The following is a 21003-nucleotide window of genomic DNA, read 5'->3' as shown; positions in this document are numbered from 1 at the left end:
GCCTCTGGTTGAATCCACAACATGACCAGCGCCGCAGCCGCCAAAACAGTTGCCAAAACCAAGGCCATTCGCAGGTTTTTGCGGTTCAGTAGGCCCAAGGCTTGTCGAGCGGATTGGATGGCGCTCAGGCCGTGTTGGTAAAAGCCGTCCATGCGAGAGCGGGCCTCAGACTTGGGCGACTTTGGAGCCGCCACAGCTTGTTTAATGGGTGCAGAGGGCGCGAAATCGTCGGGTGTCATCAGGGCAGGCGAAGCTGCGTCTGACCAAGCCCTGGACTGGATGCGCCGGAGAAGTTGTTGAACTGGCGCGATCCGACCCTCGGAGCGGGCCAACTCGAGAGCAGCTTGGCTTTGCTCTGGATTGGGTGCCTCGATTTCCCAGCGCAGTATTTTTCGACCAAAAGCCGCCAGGCTGTGGTGTGACCCGCGCACACCCGTCATGAGCAAAATGGCCCGGATGTTGGCGCCAGGAAAGTTTTGGATGAGCCGAGCCAGAAGCTGGATTTCGGTCTCGGGCAGTGCTTGTGCGTCATGCACCACCCAAATTTGCGCCTGACTCGAGGCCTCTGGGCTCTGCGTGGCCTGCGCCAGGGATTGGCGTGCCAATGCGTCGTTGAAACGCGCAAGCAGGGCGTCCGCATTGGTGGGGAAGTAGACCTCAATGCTGTGCTCGGGTGCTTGCTGCCTGAGCCGAGCCAGCAGCAACCCTAAATAGTGGTCAATCAAGGCTTCGTGTTCGCATTGCAAGGCGAGGCTGAGGCCCTCTCTGGCGATGGCGTTGGTGCAGCCGTCAATCCGCATGCGGTCGGCCGAGCGGAACACAAAATCGTTGACCGTCAGTGCTGCTGGGGTAATCGGGATGTTCATACGGCGGCAGCTTTCTCGGCGCTGGCGCGCAGGCCTTCAGGGCTGAATTCCATGTTGCTCGGTACTTTGACGGTGGGTCGAGGGCGCGCTGGGTTCATCGGCGATGCGGCTTCCAGGCTGAAGACGTAGGCAATCACCTGCGCCACAGCGTGATAAAGGTCTTCTGGAACTTGTTGTTCGACTTCAGTGGTGAAGTAAATGGCTCGAGCCAGCGGTGCTGCTTCAAAAATATGGATCCCATGCGCGGTGGCCTCAGCACGAATCAGCGCCGCCATGTGGTCAGAACCTTTGGCCACCATGATGGGGGCGCCCTCGCCAGTGGGGTCGTATTCGAGAGCAACCGCAAAGTGCTCAGGGTTGGTGATGACCACGTCGGCATCTTTGACACGCTCCATCATGCGAGCATTGGACATCTCGCGTTGGCGACGGCGAATTTGGGCTTTGACTTCAGGGCTTCCTTCCATTTGCTTGAATTCGTCCTTGATCTCTTGCATCGACATTTTCATGCGCTTGTTGAAGGCATATTTTTGATAAGGCACATCGATCATGGCAATGACAGCCAGACTCAAGGCGACCCATAAACCTGACTCGACGATCATGTAACCCGCAGCGCTGAGGGCGGGCTCCAAGTCCATTCGGCCAATCAGGACCAGTGTGTCCATGTGGGCCAACAGGGACCACCAAAGCACACCTGCTACTAAGATAAATTTAAGGATCGCTTTGCACAGTTCGACGATGGCATGGGTGCCAAAAATACGTTTCATACCGCCGATAGGGTCGATTTTCGAGCCTTTGGGCATGACCGCTTTGAAGGTGAAAACAAAACCTCCGGTCATGACCGATGAGATGAGGGCAGCGGCCACTGTGAAAGCAATGATGGGGAGTAACAGCACGAAAGCGGCCAACAGTTGTTCGCTAAAGTGAGCGGGCAGCAAAAGAGGTTTTTCGATGAGCTGTCGATCAAACACAAAGCCTTGTGCAAACACGGTGGAAAGGCGTTTGACCAACCAGCTGCCCGTCAACATCAGCAGCAGAAAGACACCAATGACGATCGCAGCAGCAGGCAACTCGATGGAGCGGGGGACCTCACCGTCTTCGCGCGCTTTGTTGAGCTTTTGCGCCGTGGGTTCTTCGGTTTTTTCTTGGGCGCTGTCAGACACGGGAAACCCCTAAAACATCACGCACCACCGAAAACCCTTGCACCCATAGCCAGTTGATCCGACCTCCAATGCTGTCCATGGACATGATCAAGATCACAAAGCCAGCCATGATCATGGCGGGAAAGCCAACGGCAAAAATGTTCAAACTGGGTGCAGCCCGGGTGACCACGCCCAAGCCCACGTTGATGAACAACAAGGCCACCATGACGGGCAGTGCCATGAGGACTGCACCTAAAAACATCATGGAACTCCATTGCAAAACACGGCCATAGGCCGCCTGGTTCATGATGGAGGTGCCAATGGGCAGGCTCTGAAACGATTCCACAATCAAACCGAGCATGATGGCGTGACCGCCGAAACCGACAAAGATCAGGGTGGACATCACAATCAGCAGCTGGGAGATCGTGGGCACGTTGCCCATGTTGGGGTCGATCATGTTGGCCATGGACAAACCCATGGCGGCGGCGATGCTTTGGCCCGCAACCACCACGGCGGCGACCACCACTTGCAAAATCAGGCCCATGGTGGCGCCGATCATGATTTGGTTGAAAACTTCCACCAAACCCTGAGCGGATGTGGGATCGATCACCGGCCAGGTGTGCAAGGGGTACACCAGCCACGTCAAGACCAAAGCCATCAGAATCCGCATGCGGGTGTTGAAAGCGCTGAGCGAAAAAATAGGGGCCGTGATCATGAGGGCCGAAATGCGCAGCATGGGCCACAAAAAGGTATAGAACCTTTCTACGATGTCAGCTGCTAAAAAGTTCATGCTGTACCCACGCTCGGATCAAAGGAACAGGGTCGGGATGCGCTGAAAAATATTGCGCGTGAAATCCACGAGTGTGTTGATCATCCAACCACCAAACAACAGCAAGGCCACGGCTTCGGCAATCAATTTGGGGATGAAGCTCAACGTCATTTCGTTGATGGAGGTGGCGGCCTGGATGATGCCGATGACCAAACCCACAGCCAATGCCACCAACAGCAGTGGGGCGCTGACCAAGGCAATGGTCCACATGGCGTGGCGGCTCAGATCGATGACGGTAGCGGTATCCATGGTGGTTCTCTTTCAGGGCATGGCGAAGCTGCCAGCGAGCGATCCCATGATCAGACTCCAACCGTCAACCAACACAAACAGCATGAGCTTGAAGGGCATCGAGATCATCATGGGGGACAACATCATCATGCCCATGGACATGAGCACGCTGGCGACGATGAGGTCGATGACCACGAAGGGGATGTAAATCAGAAAGCCAATGGTGAAGGCGCTTTTGAGTTCTGAGGTCAAGAATGCCGGCACCAAAGTGGTGAAAGGGACATCTTGCGGGCTGGTGAAATTGGTGTTGCGCGCGATCTCCATGAACATGGCGATGTCGTCTTCACGGGTTTGCAGCAGCATGAATGCGCGAATGGGTTTTTCGGCGGCGGCCAGTGCTTTGTCAAAGCTCAAGCCTTGGTTCATGTAGGGCAGCAAAGCGGTTTGGTAAACCTCGGTCAGCACCGGGGTCATGACAAACAAGGTCAAGAACAGGGACAAACCCACGATGACCATGTTGGGTGGCGTTTGGCCGGTGCCCAAGGCTTGGCGCAGCAAGGACATCACGATCACGATGCGCACAAAAGCGGTCATCATCAGCAACAGCGATGGCAAGACCGACAAGGTCGTCATCAAGGCCAACAACTGCAGTGTCAGGCTGTACTGCGTGCCGCGAGCGGTGTTGGTGGCTGTGATGGCGGGCAACTCGGGTGCAGCTTGGGCCAGCACGGGCAAGAGGCCAAAGACCAGGGTCAGGATCAGCCCAAGGCTGAGGTGGCGCTTCATGGCGGGGTTTCTTTGGAGAGGTGAGTTGGCATGGCCGAATGGGCAGGCCAAGTGGACAGGGCGGTCATTTGGTGTGCGGTCACGCCCACCAGGACATCTTGACCATCCACTTGAATCAGTAAAATTTTTTGCCGAGTGCCAACGGAGAGGGTTTCAACCGTGTGCATGCGCTGGTTTTTCTTGCGCAGCATGGTGGAGCCGTTTTGCATTTTCCGCAAAGTCCACAGCAGGGCCAGCAACAAGCCAATGACCAAAGCAAAGCTCAGGGCATATTGCAGCCAGTCGACGAAGGTCCATCCAGTGTTCATGGGGCGGTGCCGGCGTTCAGAGGTTGTCTAAGCGTTCGGACGCCGGGACAACCCGTGTCAAGCGAATGCCGTAGCGGTCGTTGACCAACACCACTTCGCCCTGAGCGACCACGGTGTTGTTGACCAGCAAATCCAGGGGTTCTCCTGCGATGCGGTCGAGTTCGACCACGCTGCCTTGGGTCAGTCGCATCAGGTCGCGGATCTTGATTTGGGCACGTCCCACTTCGATGGACAAGGTGACCGGTATGTTTTGCAACACATCAGTATGGATCTGGCCCTTGTCGCTGGAGTCAAGCTGCGGTTCGTTTTGATCGGTGATTTCGCTCATGGGAGGTCCTTGAAATGGAGATCAGGCCGGTGTATTGGGGCTGACGGCGTTGACAATTTTGACGGCCACCTGGCTGCCCATGGCGCCGATTTCGACGTCGTAAACGGGCATGTCTTCGATCATGGCGCGGGCAAAGTCGGCCTTTTTAAAGGGCAGGATGTCACCCGGCTGCATGGATTGAAGCTGGCTCAGTGAAACACTGAGTTTGCCCAGCAAAATTTGGATTTCCAGTTCGGCGTCATGCACGGCATCTGTGAGTTGCTCGCGCCAGACTTTGTCTGAATCTTCGTTGCCATCGCCGGTTTGAACCCGGCTGCGCAACAGGTCACGCACAGGTTTGAGGGCCACGTAAGGGATCACCATGTCGACAAAACCGGAGCCTTGCGAGGTTATCTCTGATTCAAAACGGCACAGGATGACCAAATCGTTTTCATCGACGATTTGTGCAAATTGTGGGTTGATTTCTGAGCTGACGTGCTCGAAATCTACGGCAGTCAGCGGTGCCCATGCTTCTTTGAAAGAGCGAAAGAAGACCTGCAAGATGATCTTGATGATGCGGCTTTCGGTCGGGGTGAAAAGACGTCCTGCGGGCAATTGCCCCACACCCCGCCCAAATCCACCAAAGAAACTGTCCAGCGAGCTGAACACCACGGTGGGCTCAATGACCACCATGGCGTAACCCCTGAAGGGGCTCATGCGCACAATATTGACCGACAAGGGCGCTTTGAGTTCTTTCACATAGTCCCCAAAACGAACCATTTGGGTTCGGGTGGGGTTCATGCGGGGGCTGGTGCGCAGCACCTCCAGCATGCCCAAACGGAACATGCGGATGAAGCGCTCATTGATCATGTCCAATGAGGCAACGTTCACGCCCAAACTGCTGTCTTCGGCGGCCAAGTCGTGCTTGCGAACTTGCACATCCACGTTGTAGCCAGGTTGGCTGTCCAGTGTGCCGTCGCTGAGGCTCGCCGACAAGGCGGCCAATTCTTCAGGGGACAACAGGGGTTGGGTATCGGACATGGTCAATGCACTGCTCTAACTTCAAGATGTTCACTGAACCACAAAGCTGGTGAAATAGACTTCTTCAATGCCGCCGAAGTCTTCGTACTTCTGAAGCACAGCGTTCATCTCTTCGCGGATTTTGGCCGCCAGATCTTTGCGAAATTCGGGCTTGGCCAAGTCGGCTTCGGTCATTTGGCGCATGACATCCAATGCCACCGAGCGCAGAGCGAACTCGTGTTTTTTGGCGTTCTTGAAAACCCGCTCGTCGTAGTGGGTCATGATGGCCAGGTTGAGCTGGATCACCTTGCGAGTATTGGTGAGGTTGGAGACCAGGGGCTTTTCCAGCTCCATGTAGCTGTTTTCAAAGCGCTGGAGCTCCGGTGATTCTTTGGCCACCTTCTGAGGACTTGCATCTGCCGCATTGGCGCCAGCCTTGTTGGCCGCACCGCTTTCGAGGTTTTTCAGGGCCTCTTCGGCTGCAACGGTGTCTTTTTTGTCAAAAAACCCGGTCACAAACAAGGTGCCGACCACAGTGCCGACCAGCAACAGGATGGCCACCAAGGCAATCACGATGATCTTGATGAGAGGAGATTTCTTTTTGCCTTCGACTTCAATTTCTTCATCAGCCATGTTGATTCCTTCTTGAATATTGCTTACACCAGCACATCCCAGCCATCAGTGCCCATTTTGTTTGGGGCAGCTACGCTTGAAAACACTGGCGCATCCGCCGAGTCGGTGGGTGCATTGTCCTTGAGTTGGGCTTGCCGGTCAGGTGTCGACTCTCCGCCACGTTGACGGCTTTGCCCATCGTCTACCTTGAGTGAAGCAACATCCATGCCCATTTGATTCAGGGTGTCTTTCAGTTTGGACATGCCTTCGTTCAGCAGTTCGCGGGTCAAGGCTTGTGGCGCGGTGAATACGGCATCCATTTCTCCACTGCGCATGCGCATTTCTACCTCGATATGTCCCAAGGTAGCAGGCCTCAAAGACAGTTTGAGGTGCCATTGTCCGCGCTCCAGCTCAGACAATATCCTTTGTCCCACGGCTTGCCCCATTTTTTCAGCCAAGGTGCTGATGTTCTCACGCCTTTGGGCGCTGTCTTGCTCGGCCGGGTTCATCGCATTCGAAGTTGAATCGGTGCGCGTCAACGGGTTGGCGTCTGATCGCCCGTTGAGCTGGCCTTGTCCTTGCGAGGGTGAGTCTTGACCAGAAGCGAAACCGTCCATGGCCATAGATTCCAAGCTGCCTTGAAGGTCGGCCGGCAAAAGGGCGCTCAAGTCCAAGAGGGCAGGCGTGGGCTCTAATTTGCTGCTGACATGGGCTTTGACCAGCTGGACCGCCAAGGTGTTGCTTTGCAGCCATTCGGATGCTGTTGTGCTTGCAGCAGCCCAAGTTGGTGGACTTTTCATCAAGTCAGTGGCGGATTGGAGTTTCAGGTGGGTGATTTCCAGGGGTTCCAATGAGGGTTCTGATTCTGGCTGCAAAAGCGCTGCCATCTTCATCGTGCCCCCGTCAAGGTCAGTCCCCGAGTTCGAACCGGTACCTGTTTTGTTTGGGCGGATCGTTTCAGGGGCCATGAGCACTTTGCTCATTTCAGCTGTGGCTGCAGGGGGGGAGAAGTTGCCTGATGGGGTGGGTAAAGTCAAGTCAAGGCTAGCCAGTTCTTGTGAGCCGCCCGCCGCTGGTGCTGTAGGGCTGGAAGGTGCAATGGGTAATTGTGCTGAAACTGAAACTGAAAATGGTGTTGGTGCTATTGCGGAGGCTGATGCTGGTGCTGGTGCTGGTGCTGGTACTGAGGCAGAGACAGAGGCTGAGGCTGAGGCTGAGGCTGAGGCTGAGGCTGAGGCTGAGGCTGAGGCTGAGGCTGAGGCTGATGTCGCGTTTGTGGGTGTTGTGTTCGTCAAGTGCGACGCACTGGATTGGCCCATCAACCACTGCAAAGCCGCCTCATCCAGACCCTGAGAGCGTGCAAAGACCTCTAAGCTCTGGCCTTCAGGTGCAGCGGTTTGGGGGGTGATGACTTGCAAATGAGGTCCGAGGTGAACGGCCGTCAAAACCAGGGTTTCACCGACAGTGACCAGACCTGGGGTCAGGTTCAGCATGTCGGCCAGTGCCTCTTCTGTCAGCGCCTCCGAGAGGGCCAGTGGGTCTTGGCGGGCATCGGAAAAAGAGGTCGATGCCTCTGCGACGCTGTTTTTGGCCAGCAAAGTGTTCATGACAGCGCCAAACTCTACAGTGGTGTTTTTGGATACTTTTTCATCCAATGTGGGCATCGCTTCCAGCGTACTGGTGCTTGTGGATCGCGTTGAAATGTCAATGGTTGTCAGGTTCATGGTCTTCACGCTTCAACGGGTGGGTTAGGGTCGGATGGCGGTGGCAGAGCTGCGGCAAAAAATGGCCGCTGATCACCTTCTTATCTGGTTACAGCAATTTGCGCACCAGTTTTACGGCGTGAATGCGAAAAAGGGCAGATCAATTTAGCGGGTTGTGGCACGCGACTTGCTTCAAGGTGTTGAAAAACCCACACCCCATCGCCTTGTTTGATTCCATCACTTCATGAACACTTTGACCCTGTCAGCGATTCGGCAGAACCTTTCCAGCTTTAATTTGGCGGGATTGGGCTTGCCGGCTTTGGTCTTGTTGATCATGGCCATGTTGGTGGTGCCTTTGCCGCCGTTGCTGTTGGACATTTTGTTCACCTTCAACATCATGATCGGCTTGGTGGTCATCATGATTGCCATTGGCACGCGCAAGCCTTTGGAGTTTTCATCCTTTCCGTCCGTGCTGTTGTTCGCCACCATGCTGCGTTTGGCTTTGAACGTGGCCTCGACCCGGGTGGTGTTGGTCAAGGGGCATGAGGGCCCAGAGTCTGCCGGCAAGGTGATTGCGGCGTTTGGCGAGTTTGTGATTGGTGGCAACTATGTGGTGGGCTTCATCATCTTTGTGATTTTGATGATCGTCAACTTCTTCGTGGTGACCAAAGGTGCCGGGCGTGTGTCAGAGGTCAATGCCCGATTCACGCTGGATGCGATGCCGGGCAAGCAAATGTCGATCGATGCGGACTTGAACGCGGGTGTGATTGACCAAGAAACCGCTAAAAAACGCCGAGAAGAACTCGCGCAAGAGTCGGACTTTTTTGGCTCGATGGACGGTGCTTCCAAGTTTGTCAGCGGTGATGCTTTAGCAGGCTTGTTGATTTTGATCATCAACATTGTGGGTGGCTTGGCCATTGGCATCGGTCAGCACGACTTGCCAGTGGGTGAGGCCAGCCGTATTTATGTGCTGCTGACCATTGGCGATGGCTTGGTGGCCCAGATTCCAGCTTTGTTCATGTCTTTGGCCACGGCGATCATTGTGACGCGGGTGACGACTTCCGAGTCGATGACCGAACAGGCCGGCAGCCAGTTGTCCAATGTGCCTGCCCTGTTCATCTCGTCAGGTATTTTGATGGTGATGGGTTTGGTGCCTGGGATGCCTCATTTGGTCTTTTTGACCTTGGCCGCGGCCACCGCTGGCGTGGGCTTCATGGTGATGCGCAAACAAATGTTGTTAGAGCAGGGCGCCGCTGCGCCGCCTGCTGCGCTCGATTCAACGCCGAAAGAGCTCGATTGGGACGATGTGGAGCAGGTGGATTTGATCGGTCTTGAAATTGGTTACGGTTTGATTCCTTTGGTGAACGTGGAGTCGGGTGGGCAGCTGATGACCCGTGTCAAGGGCGTGCGCAAAAAACTCTCTGCTGAGTTGGGTTTTTTGGTCCAGCCAGTCCGCATCCGGGATGCGCTGAACTTGGAACCCGATGCCTATCACATCGTTCTCAACGGTGTCGTGCGCGGTCGCGGCGAGGTGAAAGTCGGCCGAGAGTTGGCCATCAACCCCGGCAAGGTTTACGGCAAAGTGGAGGGGCAGGCGACCAAAGAGCCCGCTTTTGGTCTTGAGGCGGTGTGGATTGAGCCCGCATGGCGAGATCAGGCCCGTGCACTGGGTTACACCGTGGTGGATCCGAGCACGGCCATTGCCACGCACATGAACAAAGTTTTGCGCGAAAACGCATCTGAACTGCTCAGCCATGATGAAGCGCAAAAGTTGCTCGATAAATTGGCCCTGAAATCTCCCAAACTGGTCGAAGAATTGGTGCCGGGTAAGCTCTCATTGGGTGTCGTGACACGGACGCTACAAAACCTCTTGCAAGAGTCTGTGCCGATCCGTGACATGCGCAGCGTGGTGGAGGCCCTGACGGAGGTCTGCGGGCGTACTCAAGACCCAGATCAATTGGCGCAATTGATTCGCCCCAAGATGGGCCGGATGATTGTGCAAGGACTTTTGGAGAGTCGGGATACCTTGTCTGTCTTGACATTGGACCCCCAGTTGGAGCAACTTTTGCACAACGTCTTGCAGCAGAACAGCGGTTCTGCGGGCATGGTGTTGGAGCCCGCTTTGGCAGAAAGTTTGTTCGCCGCGTTACGCGACAGCACCCGTACCACCGAAGAGCAGGGCTTGCCAGCCGTCTTGGTGGTTTCGCCGGCCATTCGACCCTGGATGTCCAAGGCCGTGCGGTACCGGGTGAGCGATTTGACGGTGCTGTCCTACAGCGAAATCCCAGATGACCAGCCCGTCAAGGTGATCAACACCGTGCACGCCGACCCCCGAAACAACCCCTCAGCGACCAAGGCTTGATAGATCATGGAACTCAAACGCATTTTGGCTCGTGACAGCCGCTCGGCCAACGAAAAAGCCATTCAGTTGTATGGCAACGACGTCCTCATCATTTCGAGCCAGCGGTTGGACAATCAAATCGAGTTGATCGTCGCCACCGATGTCGATCCTGCGGTGTCGCCTGCTGCCGACGCGTCTTTGCCGAAGGCTGAATCTTCATCGCATGCCAAAGCTCAGATGCCCTTTGTGCCGTTTTCCCAATTGCTTGACGAAGTCAATTCCGAGCAGGAGATCGGTGTATCAGAAGACGGGTTGCAAGAACACAAAAAAAATCAGACAAGCTCAAGGGCGGTGTCAGCCTTGCCACCTGTGACAAACGGTGAACGCTTGAACAGCGCCCACGAGAGCCAGAGAAGTTTGGAGATTGTGGACATGTTGCGGCAAGAGATGGCATCTTTGCGAAAAGAGTTCACTTTGTCGCGTCAAATGCAGCCTTGGCAAGATGGATTACGACTCTCGCCAGACATCCAGCCCCTGATGCAAGCCATGAATGAAATAGGCGTTCCCGCCGCTTTAAGAGCGCTTTTGACAGACAGCATCCAGCCGCTGCACAGCAAGGACGAGGCCATGGAGGTGATGCAGCGTTTGTTGGTGACTTCTTTGATGCGTCCGGATTATGAGTTGCAGCCTGCAGTCGCGCATGCCCTGTGTGGGCCCTCCGGATCTGGCAAAACATCCATGGTCGGGCGCCTGGCGTTGGCCTCGGCCCAAAAGCTCGGTCCAGAGAAGCAGGCGATGGTGAGCTTTGCTGACCACCGTCCCGGGGCTTGGGCGCAGATGCAACTTTTGGCTTCGCAATCGGGGGTCGACTGCTTCCGCGTTTCGGATGCCGACATGTTGAATGCTTTGTTAGAGGATTTGCAGGGTAAAACGGTTTGGATTGATACTTGTGGCGTGGATTTTGGAACACAAGCAGCCCAGTTGCATTTGCATTGCCCACAAGTTTTAAGGCATGCTGTTTTGCCGGTTGATGCGACGGTCACCAGCGTGCGCAAAATTCTCCAAATATCAGCGATACCTTGGGCATCTTTGATGCTCAGCAAGATGGACGAGGCAGCTCACCCTTGGGCCTTGGTTCAAGGTCTGACGGAAAACAGCTTGCCTGTATCTTGGGTAGCGGGAGACAGTCGAATCTCTACTCAGGCACATGGTTTTGATCCAGCGCAATTGGTGGCTTTGGCTTTGTCACCCATGATGCCTTTGTCTGGCTTGAGCACTGTGAACGAGTCCGTTCCAATGGTTTTAGCGGATCAGCCGAAACCCCCTGTGGCGCACAAAAAACCGGTGCTTGCAGCGCCTTATACTGTCCCCATCAGTGATGTTGCCGCTGCCGTGGCTGCGAAGCCCAAAGTGAGGGCCAAGGTTCAAGTCAAACCAGTGGTTTCAGATGAGATTGAAATTCCCACGCTGATGGGCCCAAGCGTTTCAACCCGTTCACCTGTCCGATCCAAGCCATCACCCTCAGCATAAGAAGCGACAACATGGATTTCAAGTTTCCTCAAGTGATCGGTGTGGCCAGCGGCAAGGGCGGGGCTGGAAAAACCACCGTGGCCATCAATTTGGCCGTGGCCCTGTGCATGCGAGGTCACAAGGTCATGCTGATGGACGGTGATTTGGGCATGGCCAACGCGCAAATTGCTTTAGGCGCGCACGCGCCCTTCAACATCAGCCATGTGTTGACCGGTGAAAAGACTTTAGACGAGGTCATTGTGACCACCAAGCAAGGTGTTCGCTTGGTGCCAGGGGCTTCAGGTTTGCGCGACATTGCCGCACTGGATTCCATCCAAATCGCCAGCATGGTCCGTGCTTTTGACAGCCTTCAAGAGCCTGTTGACTATTTGGTGGTGGACGTGGCGGCCGGTATTGCACCGGCTGTTTTGGAGTTCATGGCGGCATGCCAGCGCCGATTTGTGGTGGTGTGCAACCAGCCCTCATCCATTGCAGACGCCTATGGTTTGATCAAGGTGATGGCCACAGAGCAATCGCTCGATGAAATTTACCTGATTCCAAACATGGTCTCTGGCGCTCAGGAAGGTCGCCAATTGCACCGACGCCTGAATGACGTCTGCAACCGGTTTCTGGGTGTGTCGATCAAATTTTTGCAATCGATTGAGGCCGATGAAATGGTGTTGCAATCACTCCGAAAGTACACCTCCGTGATGGAGTTTGCGCCAGGCAGTGCCGCTTCGCGCGATTTCAGAGGATTGGCGGAGGCCATCGACCAGCTGCCCCCCACGGACGGCCCGTCCGGGCGTGTGCAGTTTTTCTCCGAACGCATGCTGCGAGTCTCGCAGCCAGGGGAGTGACCGTGGCCCATACCATTTCTCATTACGAGCAGGCTGAAAATCGCCATGAGTCCCTGATCTTGGGCCATATGGCCATGGTCAAGCGGGTGGCGGTGCACCTGAAAGCCCGACTTCCCCCCTTCATGGAGCTCGATGAATTGGTTCAGGTGGGTATGGTGGGCCTGATTGAGGCGGCACGCTCGTTCGACCCCACCAAAGGTTTTGAATTTGAGCACTTTGCCTTGAGCAGGGTCCGTGGCGCGATCTTGGACGAAGTCAGGCGGCAGTCATTCTTGCCCAGATCGGCCGTAGCATTCAACAAAAGTGAGAACGAGGCGGTTCACGTGTTGGCAGCAGAGTTGGGCCGTGCCCCATCCCAAGCCGAATTGGCTTTGTTCATGGGCAAGGACATCGAAGAGTTTCACCGTGAGCGCGGTCAGGCCAAGCGCTTTGAGACCTTTTCCATGGAGGTTGTGACCGATGAGGTCATGAGCATGCCCGCTGACAGCGCCATGCAGCCTGAAATCATGGTCGAAGAAGCGGAATTCATGGAGGCTGTGGTGGCGGCGATTGATCAGTTGCCCGAGCGTGAGCGCTTGGTCATGTCGCTTTACTACGTCGAGGAGTTGAACCTCAAGGAAATCGGTGAAGTTCTGGGGGTCAGTGAGTCCCGTGTTAGTCAAATACTTTCTGCAGTTGTTAAAAAATTACGGCAAAATCTACAAATCTCTTAGATTTAAAAAAAGTTCAAACCTATGCTCGGTTTTTTTAACAAAAACAATCCCGCTGAAGAAATGAAGCGGGCTGTTGCAGCATATGAAAAAGTCGTGAGTTTGAAGTCCGACACGCACGACGCACGCATCGTGCGCATGCGAATGGGCATGCTTTGCCGAGCGCACTTGGACAAAACCTTCATTGCGGGCGCCGAACAAACCGCCCTTTGGCAAGAGCATGCCAACTTGGCTTTGATGGAAGGTAAACCCGCGCCAGATTTGCCTGTGCCTTCAAAATTTCAAAAAATCCGCGCTGGCGAAACCGATATTTACGTTTACCTGCCCGAAGAACATGCCAACGAGGCTTTTGGGCTCGGAGCGAAGTACCAGAAAATGGAGATGACGGCTCCCAAAGCCATTGAGGCCATGCAGGCGCTGGCCAATCAGATCAGTTACTACGACCTTCGGCTGAAAGAGCCGTTTCAGGTGATGAATTTTTTGAGAGAAGAATTGGCTTCACAAGATGTCCCGGAATCTGGCGAAGAAGGTTCTTTGAGCACACCGACCGATCCCGAGGCAGGCGTTCGCTGACGCCATGGATGCTTTGATGAACGCACTCATGGCCATTGGTTTATTGGTCATCTTGGTGTTGATCATTTACCTGATTGACAGGGTCAGCACCATCGAAAAAGAAACCCGCCAAGTCCTCTCATCCATTCAGCAACAAAAACCAGCACAAGCTGTTTCATTGCCTTTTTTGGGGATGTCGTCCAAAAAGCTTTGGGATGCCATGACGGGTCGACCTGACAGTGACATGGACCCTTTGGCTATTTTTGATTTGCAAGGTCCGTACCAAGTGGTTTTGTCAAAACATGTGGAGGCCTTGTACAGAGAAGGTTTTAAAGATGGCCAAAGGGGCATGTCTGGTGAGCCCAAAAACGCACGGCAGATCACCACCTCGGCCGGTACGGTGGAGTCGTGGATACCGCCCGCCCAAGCCAATGCCATTTACCAGTGTGGTGTACAAGCCGCTCAAACGCCTGAGGCCAATTGGGGGCCCCTGCGCGTGGCTTTGGATGAAGCGGGGAGTTATCTTTATGCCAAGGCGCAGCTGGATATTTCCAGCCCATTGTCGGAGTGGCTCATGCCATCCGCTTCTGGCCTCAAGGCCGATGCCACGGACACCGTCTGAAGACAAGCTTCTGCGGTTTTGGTTTCGGCGTCCTGAACCCTGAAAACTGTTTTGACTGGGGCCGTCATTCCCACAATTTTCTCCTCAAGTTTCCAATCGCCGGGTCGATTCTCTTAGTACTGAAGTTGTTAAGGGTTTTTTCCATGCGCGCTTATTCCAAATTTGCTGAAAGCTACGGCTCTGTTCAAGTGGTGACTGGGGTTGCCACTGCTGACAACATCCAACTCATTCAAATGCTGTTCGATGGCTTGACCGAGAGCCTGGCGTCTGCAAAGGGTCACATCCAAAACAACGCCATCGAGGGAAAATCCAAGGCCTTGTCGCGTGCGGGTCGCATCGTGGTGGGTTTGCAAGGCGCGCTCGACTTTGAGCGTGGCGGTGAGTTGGCTCAAAATCTCAATGAACTGTATGCCTATGTCACCCGCAGGTTGCTCCATGTCAACGCCTACAACGATTTGTCGGTTTTGGAAGAAGTTCAAGGTTTGATTCAAGACATCGCTCAGGCGTGGCAAACTCTGCCAAGTTTGCTCAACCAAACTCAATCTGTTCGACCCTACCCCAACTGAATCGCGTCAGTTCGACCACCCTAAAAAGCCTCTTCTAGAGGCTTTTTTGGTTTTTAAACAAAAAAATGGTCTGCCCGACAGGGATCGAACCTGTGACCCACAGCTTAGAAGGCTGTTGCTCTATCCAACTGAGCTACGGGCAGTGAAAACACAAAAGGCCCTAGAGTGGGCCTTTATTGTTGGATCAACGGTGTCAATGCGCTGGTTGGGCATTGAATAAATGGTCGGAGCGGCGGGATTCGAACTCGCGACCCTCTGCTCCCAAAGCAGATGCGCTACCAGGCTGCGCTACGCTCCGACTGCACGTATTCTAACCTCCAAACACAGGCTTTTCATGACCTGCGCCGCAAAAATCTAAGCCCCCCTTGCGACAGCCTTGCAACCGTGCAGGGAAGGCCTCAGTGCTTCAACTGCCGCGCGTGATGGGCATGCCCATGTCACCGGGAAGCGCCAATTGCTTGGCCAGTTCCAGCTTGGCCAGCGAGTTGCGGTGCACCTCGTCTGGGCCATCGGCCAAGCGCAAAGTGCGCTGGTGCGCGTAGGCATAAGCCAGAGGGAAGTCTTGCGAGACACCGCCACCGCCGTGGGCCTGAATGGCCCAGTCGATGATTTGGCAGGCCATGTTAGGGGCCACGATCTTGATCATGGCGATCTCGGCCTTGGCCACCTTGTTGCCCACGGTGTCCATCATGTAAGCGGCTTTGAGCGTGAGCAAGCGGGCTTGCTCGATCATGCAGCGCGACTCGGCGATGCGCTCTTGCCACACAGTTTGGCGAGCCACTTCGCGGCCAAAGGCGACGCGTTCGTTCAGGCGTTTGCACATCAGCTCGAGGGCACGCTCGGCAATACCGATGGTGCGCATGCAGTGGTGGATGCGGCCAGGGCCCAAGCGGCCTTGGGCGATTTCAAAGCCACGGCCTTCGCCCAGCAAGATGTTCTCAGCTGGCACGCGCACGTTTTTGAGCAGCACTTCCATGTGGCCATGTGGCGCATCGTCGTAGCCGAACACAGACAAAGCGCGCACGACCGTGATGCCTTTGCTGTTGGCGGGCACCACGATCATGGACTGTTGCTCGTGACGGCCCGCATCGGGGTTGGTCTTGCCCATGACGATGTAGACCGCGCAGCGTGGGTCACCCGCGCCGGACGACCACCATTTGCGGCCGTTGATGACGTACTCGTGACCGTCCCGGCGAATTTCACACTCGATGTTGGTGGCGTCTGATGACGCCACATCCGGCTCGGTCATCAAAAAAGCCGAGCGAATTTCGCCACGGAGCAGGGGCTCGAGCCATTCGTCCTTGAGGCTTTCGCTGGCATAGCGCTCCAGTGTTTCCATGTTGCCCGTGTCTGGCGCGGAACAATTGAACACTTCAGCAGCAAAAGGCACGCGGCCCATGATTTCACACAATGGCGCGTATTCCAAATTGGACAGGCCCTGTGGGGCGCGGGTCGACTTGGGCAAAAAGAGGTTCCACAAACCAGCAGCCAGGGCTTTGGGTTTGAGTTCTTCGACGATTTTTGTAGGGACCCAGGCATTGCCTTTGGCGCGGTTCTCAGCGATTTCAGCGAAGAAGCGGGCTTCGTTGGGGTAGATGTGTTCGTCCATGAAGGCCAGCAAGCGCGCTTGCATGTCTTTGACCTTGGGGGTGTATTCAAAATCCATGGTCTCTCTCCTGAGGGTTGGGGTGGTGGTTTGGTAATAAAAGAATCAGGCTTGGCAGGCAAATCGCCAAGCCAATTCGGCCATGGGCCTGGCGCCTGCGCCTGAGGTTTTGGCTTGATCGCTCGATGCGGTGCCGTCTTCGACACGTTTGGCAATGCCCTGCAAGATGGCCGCAATGCGGAACATGTTGTAGGCCAGGTAGAAGTTCCAGTCCTTGGCCAAAGCTTCTGGCGTCGTGAATCCGGTGCGCTCACAGTAGCGGCGAATGTATTCGGCTTCAGATGGGATGCCCAGTGCGGCCAGGTCGAGCCCACCAATCCCTCGGAAAGTGCCCGGTTGGATGTGCCAAGCCATGCAGTGGTAGCTGAAATCGGCCAGAGGGTGCCCCAAGGTGGACAACTCCCAGTCGAGCACCGCCAGCACGCGGGCCTCTGTGGGGTGGAACATCAGGTTGTCCAGCCGGTAGTCACCGTGTACAACGCCGACCAAGGATTCGTCTTTGGCACTGTCGGGAATGTTTTTCGGCAACCATTCGATCAATCGGTCCATCTCGGGGATGGGCTGCGTGATGGACGCAGCGTACTGCTTGCTCCAGCGGCCAATCTGGCGCTCAATGTAATTGCCAGGCTTGCCGTAACTGGCCAAGCCTTGTTTGGCCACATCGACCCTGTGCAGCGCCGCCAGCACCCGGTTCATCTCGTCGTAAATCGCTCCGCGCTCGGCGGGTGTCATGCCAGGCAAAGACTGGTCCCACAGCACACGGCCAGGCACGAAATCCATGACATAAAACGCCCGGCCAATGACGGACTCGTCATCGCACAGCACATGCATCTGGGCCACCGGCACGTCGGTGCCGTGCAGGCCCTGCATGACCGCGAATTCGCGCTCGATCGCGTGCGCTGATGGCAACAACTTGGCAACGGGGCCGGGTTTGGCCCGCATCACGTATTGGCGCGATGGGGTGATGAGCTTGTAAGTCGGGTTGGATTGACCGCCCTTGAACATCTCCACGCTCAAAGGGCCCAAAAAACCGGGAAGCTTGGCGCTGAGCCAAGTTTCAAGCGCCGAGATATCGAAGGCGTGAGAACCCGTGACAGGCCGGGTCCCCACAAAATGATCAAAAGCACTCATGGGTGGACCCGTTCTAAGTCTTGTGCCGCAGTTCGGTGCGGAGGTGTTGAAAAGCCTGCCGGTGTCAGTGGTCGGCGTTCACGATCAGCAACAGTGCATCGCGGTCCAGCACCACCAAGCCGCCCGGCTCTATGCGAATGATCTGCTCGCGCTCCATTTGCTTGAGTTCTTGGTTGACCCGTTGGCGCGATGCACCCAGCAGCTGGGCCAGCTCTTCTTGGGCCAACTGCAAGCTGATTCGGATCGCCTTGGCATCCGACAAACTGGGCACGCCGTAGCTGCGCAGCAAGTGATTGAGCTGTTTGGCCAGCCGGGCCCGCAAGGGCAGGGTGTTGAGGTCTTCCACCAAGCCGTAGAGCTGGCGAATGCGCCGAGCATGCAAACGCAGCATGGCATCGTAAAACTCGACGTGCTGAGACAGGATTTTCTTGAAGTCGGCCTTGGCCACGTTCAAGGTGGTGGTGTCGCCGTGTGCATAGCAGTCGTGTGTGCGCCGGTCTCCGTCGAAAATCGACACATCGCCAAACCAGATCCCCGGCTCCACATAGGTCAGTGTGATCTGTTTGCCCGACACCGAGGTTGAACTCACGCGCACCGCCCCCTTGGCACAGGCAAACCACTGTTCGGGTGGATCGCCGCGTGCTGCAAGCATGTCGCCGTCTTTGTGGCGTTTGACGTAGGCGCATCGGAGTATGTCGTGACGAAGTGAAGGGGAGAGGGTAGAAAACCAGCGACCATTGTTGATCGCTTCTCTTTCCTCCATTGTCAGAATCGGTTCGTCCATGCTCTGTCCTTTGAGTGACTGGTGTTCAGATTTATGTCGCCTGGGGGACCAGGCGACTCAGTTGTATTGAGGGTTTTGCTTGTTTAAGAAAGCAGAAATGCCGATGCCAGCATTGGCATGGTGCAGATTTTTGACAAAGTGGTCGCGTTCGCGGGCCAGCTGGGCATTCAAACAGCTGCCATCCGCGTCTGCCATCAATTCTTTGATGCTGGCCAAGGCATTGGGTGCCCGCGCATTGATTTTTTCGCACAGATCCAATGCCTGCTGGAGTGCTTGGCCTGCTTCGGCCAAACGGTTCACCACGCCCAATTGCTGCAGGCGCTCGGCCCCGATGCGTTCGCCACACATCAGCAATTCAGTGGCCAACTGTCGCGGCATGGCGCGAGACAGGCTCCAACTGCCACCGCCATCGGGCGACAAGGCGATCGAGCTGTAGGCCATCACAAACACGCTGTTGCGTGCGGACACGATCATGTCGCAAGCCAGCGCCAAAGAGAAACCCGCACCCGCGGCAGGACCTTCAACGGCCGCAATCACGGGCTTGGGGAAGGTGCGTATCGCTTCGATCCAGTTGTGCAGGCCTTCGATGCTTTGCGCTTGGTGCTCGGGTGGCAACTGCCGGTTGTTTTGCAGGCGCTGCAAATTACCACCTGCACTGAAAATGCCATTGGCACCCGTGATCACGACGCTGCGCACATCGGCGCTGGATTCGGCCACGCTCAAGGCTTCGACGCCAGCGGCGTACATCTCGGGGCCGAGTGCGTTGCGAAACTCAGGGTTGCTGAGGGTCAGGACCAGAGTCTGGCCTTCGCTGGTACTGAGCAGTTGGGCAGTCATGTTGTTTCCTTAAGCCGGATTCAGCGCCGAAGCACGGTTGAACAAAGGCCTCATTCTTCGGTGTGCATGAGGGACAGGCCAATGGCGCCACGGCGACGCAACCAAGGGCTGGGGCGATAGCGTGGGTCGCCATAGACGGTTTGGAGGTTGAACAAAACTTCAAGGATGCTGTCAGGCCCCAAGCGGTTGCCCATGGCCAGTGGGCCCATGGGGTAGGCCAGGCCCAAGGTGACCGCTGTTTCCAGGTCTTGCGGACTGCAGATGCGTTGTTGACAGATGTCGGACGCGATGTTGACTATTGTTGCCACCACGCGCTGAGTCACAAAGCCCCCGCTGTCGCGGATGACGGAGACCGCTTTGCCGTCGCGAGCGAACAGCGCATGCGCAGCGTCGCGCATGTCGTTGCGGGTGGCGGGGTTGGTGGCCAACACACGGCGCTGGGTGGCGCCGTCGTCAAACAACATGTCAATGCCGACGGTGCGGGCCGGATCCAAGCGCTCGACCACAGCCACGGTGGTGATGTCAAAACCAAGTGGTGCCACGATCGTGAGGGCCTCGGGTGAGGGCGATGCACCGGTTTCAATGTGTGCGCCGAGGTTTTTCAAGAGTTGCAGCAATTCCATGCGGCGTGCGGCTCGAGGCGAGACCCAAACCGGCGGGGTGTTCTCAACCACGGGGACAGGCGGTTCGGCGGGCACTTGCGCCACGCCCTCTGCGTATTTGTAAAAGCCTTCGCCCACTTTTTTGCCGACCACGCCACCTGCTAAGCGCTGGGCGGTGATCACGTTGGGACGGTAGCGAGGCTCTTCGTAATACTGGTGGTAGATCGCTTCAATAACAGGGTGCGAGACATCCAGTGCCGTCAAATCAAACAGTTCGAAGGGGCCGAGTTTGAAACCCACTTGGTCACGCAAGATGCGATCGATCGTGGCGAAATCGGCCACGCCCTCGCTCACGATGCGCAGCGCTTCGGTGCCATAACCGCGACCTGCGTGGTTGACAATGAAGCCGGGTGTGTCTTGCGCCTGCACAGGCGTGTGGCCCATTTGGCGGGCAAATTCGGTCAGGCGCTCGCACACCTGCGGGTTGGTTTTAAGACCCGCAATCACCTCAACCACTTTCATGAGAGGCACGGGATTGAAGAAGTGGTAACCCGCAAATTGTGCTGGGCATTGCAGCGCGGCTGCAATGGCCGTGACCGACAGCGATGACGTGTTGGTCGCCAAGACGGCCTCGGGGTTCAACACCTTTTCCAAATCGATGAACAGGCTTTTCTTGATCTCGAGCTTTTCGACGATGGCTTCGACCACCAAATCACATTCGGCCAAGTCTTGCAAGCTGCTGGCAGCCCGCAAACGGCTTTTATACCCCTCCACGGCTTCGCTTGTCAGGCGGCCTTTTTCCTGCAACTTGTCCCATTGTTGGAACACGGCGAGACGTGCTTTGGCAATGGCCTCAGGCTGGGTGTCATAAAGCCAAACCTGACTTCCGGCTTGTGCTGCGATTTGGGCGATGCCCCGGCCCATGGCCCCTGCGCCAATCACGGCGACTTTTTGAAATGAAACGGTCATTGTTGTGTGGCAGGGCCGAAAGCCCTGATCAGGGTCGTTTTTGGATTCAGAAGGTTGTC

Annotated in this window: 24 protein-coding genes and 2 tRNA genes; 9 read left to right on the top strand and 17 right to left on the bottom strand. The window is 55.9% G+C overall.

Translation table 11 applies throughout. The features are described 5' to 3' along the window. The 10 genes from B472_RS13620 to B472_RS13575 all read right to left on the bottom strand — a co-directional run. Window positions 1-866: hypothetical protein (locus tag B472_RS13620; RefSeq protein ID WP_133176099.1), on the bottom strand; the 866-nt coding region annotated here is incomplete at its 3' end. After that, window positions 863-2026: a flagellar biosynthesis protein FlhB gene (gene flhB / locus B472_RS13615; protein ID WP_019428373.1), complete on the bottom strand. Its 1164-nt coding sequence runs from the start codon at window positions 2024-2026 to the stop codon at window positions 863-865. The genes B472_RS13620 and flhB, both read right to left, overlap by 4 nt. Next, entirely contained in the window at window positions 2019-2795 is a 777-nt protein-coding gene (gene fliR / locus B472_RS13610) for a flagellar biosynthetic protein FliR (RefSeq protein WP_019428372.1), read from the bottom strand. The genes flhB and fliR overlap by 8 nt, the downstream gene beginning before the upstream one ends. 18 nt (window positions 2796-2813) lie before the next feature. Continuing rightward, entirely contained in the window at window positions 2814-3083 is a 270-nt protein-coding gene (fliQ, locus tag B472_RS13605) for a flagellar biosynthesis protein FliQ (protein ID WP_019428371.1), read from the bottom strand. 12 nt (window positions 3084-3095) lie between these two features. Beyond that, complete coding sequence (gene fliP / locus B472_RS13600) at window positions 3096-3848, bottom strand: flagellar type III secretion system pore protein FliP (protein WP_019428370.1); 753 nt, start codon at window positions 3846-3848, stop codon at window positions 3096-3098. After that, window positions 3845-4156 carry a flagellar biosynthetic protein FliO gene (gene fliO / locus B472_RS13595; protein WP_019428369.1) on the bottom strand — a complete coding sequence of 104 codons (312 nt, stop codon included), beginning with the start codon at window positions 4154-4156 and terminating at the stop codon, window positions 3845-3847. The genes fliP and fliO overlap by 4 nt, the downstream gene beginning before the upstream one ends. Before the next feature lie 16 nt (window positions 4157-4172). Further along, a complete protein-coding gene (fliN, locus tag B472_RS13590; RefSeq protein ID WP_019428368.1) occupies window positions 4173-4484 on the bottom strand; it encodes a flagellar motor switch protein FliN in 312 nt (103 codons plus the stop codon). 21 nt (window positions 4485-4505) lie between these two features. Then, complete coding sequence (gene fliM / locus B472_RS13585) at window positions 4506-5504, bottom strand: flagellar motor switch protein FliM (RefSeq protein ID WP_040506114.1); 999 nt, start codon at window positions 5502-5504, stop codon at window positions 4506-4508. A gap of 30 nt (window positions 5505-5534) precedes the next feature. Next, the gene (gene fliL, locus B472_RS13580) at window positions 5535-6116 is read right to left on the bottom strand and encodes a flagellar basal body-associated protein FliL (protein WP_019428366.1); all 582 of its coding nucleotides are present in this window, start codon (window positions 6114-6116) and stop codon (window positions 5535-5537) included. A gap of 23 nt (window positions 6117-6139) precedes the next feature. Then, window positions 6140-6895 carry a flagellar hook-length control protein FliK gene (locus B472_RS13575; RefSeq protein ID WP_157951981.1) on the bottom strand — a complete coding sequence of 252 codons (756 nt, stop codon included), beginning with the start codon at window positions 6893-6895 and terminating at the stop codon, window positions 6140-6142. 166 nt (window positions 6896-7061) lie between these two features. Between B472_RS13575 and B472_RS17235 the strand changes: the two genes are divergently transcribed. The 9 genes from B472_RS17235 to fliS all read left to right on the top strand — a co-directional run bounded on the left by B472_RS17235 (window position 7062) and on the right by fliS (window position 14955). Next, on the top strand, window positions 7062-7448 hold the full coding sequence (locus B472_RS17235) for a hypothetical protein (RefSeq protein ID WP_019428364.1): 387 nt from the start codon (window positions 7062-7064) through the stop codon (window positions 7446-7448). A 138-nt stretch (window positions 7449-7586) separates the two neighbouring features. Beyond that, window positions 7587-7847: a hypothetical protein gene (locus B472_RS13565; protein WP_019428363.1), complete on the top strand. Its 261-nt coding sequence runs from the start codon at window positions 7587-7589 to the stop codon at window positions 7845-7847. A gap of 195 nt (window positions 7848-8042) precedes the next feature. Continuing rightward, a complete protein-coding gene (flhA, locus tag B472_RS13560) occupies window positions 8043-10160 on the top strand; it encodes a flagellar biosynthesis protein FlhA (protein WP_019428361.1) in 2118 nt (705 codons plus the stop codon). Window positions 10161-10166: 6 nt separating this feature from the next. Then, complete coding sequence (locus B472_RS13555) at window positions 10167-11669, top strand: hypothetical protein (protein ID WP_019428360.1); 1503 nt, start codon at window positions 10167-10169, stop codon at window positions 11667-11669. Window positions 11670-11680: 11 nt separating this feature from the next. Next, window positions 11681-12505: a MinD/ParA family protein gene (locus B472_RS13550; protein ID WP_019428359.1), complete on the top strand. Its 825-nt coding sequence runs from the start codon at window positions 11681-11683 to the stop codon at window positions 12503-12505. Window positions 12506-12507: 2 nt separating this feature from the next. Further along, the gene (gene fliA, locus B472_RS13545) at window positions 12508-13218 is read left to right on the top strand and encodes an RNA polymerase sigma factor FliA (RefSeq protein ID WP_192877872.1); all 711 of its coding nucleotides are present in this window, start codon (window positions 12508-12510) and stop codon (window positions 13216-13218) included. Window positions 13219-13311: 93 nt separating this feature from the next. Then, window positions 13312-13788, top strand: a complete 477-nt coding sequence (locus B472_RS13540) for a hypothetical protein (protein ID WP_133176098.1) — start codon at window positions 13312-13314, stop codon at window positions 13786-13788. Window positions 13789-13792: 4 nt separating this feature from the next. Then, the gene (locus B472_RS13535; protein ID WP_019428356.1) at window positions 13793-14389 is read left to right on the top strand and encodes a hypothetical protein; all 597 of its coding nucleotides are present in this window, start codon (window positions 13793-13795) and stop codon (window positions 14387-14389) included. Between the two features lie 143 nt (window positions 14390-14532). Continuing rightward, a complete protein-coding gene (gene fliS, locus B472_RS13530) occupies window positions 14533-14955 on the top strand; it encodes a flagellar export chaperone FliS (RefSeq protein WP_019428355.1) in 423 nt (140 codons plus the stop codon). Window positions 14956-15021: 66 nt separating this feature from the next. Here the strand turns inward: fliS and B472_RS13525 are convergent. From B472_RS13525 to B472_RS13495, 7 genes are all read right to left on the bottom strand, one after another. Next, window positions 15022-15098, bottom strand: a tRNA-Arg gene (locus B472_RS13525). A gap of 78 nt (window positions 15099-15176) precedes the next feature. Further along, window positions 15177-15253: transfer RNA gene (locus B472_RS13520), tRNA-Pro, on the bottom strand. A gap of 108 nt (window positions 15254-15361) precedes the next feature. Further along, the gene (locus B472_RS13515) at window positions 15362-16621 is read right to left on the bottom strand and encodes an acyl-CoA dehydrogenase family protein (protein ID WP_019428354.1); all 1260 of its coding nucleotides are present in this window, start codon (window positions 16619-16621) and stop codon (window positions 15362-15364) included. A gap of 45 nt (window positions 16622-16666) precedes the next feature. Next, window positions 16667-17752, bottom strand: coding sequence for a phosphotransferase (locus B472_RS13510; protein WP_019428353.1), 1086 nt, complete (start codon window positions 17750-17752; stop codon window positions 16667-16669). 64 nt (window positions 17753-17816) lie between these two features. Beyond that, entirely contained in the window at window positions 17817-18536 is a 720-nt protein-coding gene (locus tag B472_RS13505; RefSeq protein ID WP_026039823.1) for a Crp/Fnr family transcriptional regulator, read from the bottom strand. Between the two features lie 57 nt (window positions 18537-18593). Next, entirely contained in the window at window positions 18594-19373 is a 780-nt protein-coding gene (locus B472_RS13500) for an oxepin-CoA hydrolase, alternative type (protein WP_019428351.1), read from the bottom strand. A 50-nt stretch (window positions 19374-19423) separates the two neighbouring features. Beyond that, a complete protein-coding gene (locus tag B472_RS13495) occupies window positions 19424-20944 on the bottom strand; it encodes a 3-hydroxyacyl-CoA dehydrogenase (protein WP_019428350.1) in 1521 nt (506 codons plus the stop codon). Window positions 20945-21003: the final 59 nt, after the last annotated feature.

The sequence above is a fragment of the Limnohabitans sp. Rim28 genome, from assembly GCF_000293865.2.
In the GTDB taxonomy this organism is placed as follows: Bacteria; Pseudomonadota; Gammaproteobacteria; order Burkholderiales; family Burkholderiaceae_C; genus Limnohabitans_A.
This window is presented reverse-complemented; position numbering and strand designations above follow the sequence as displayed.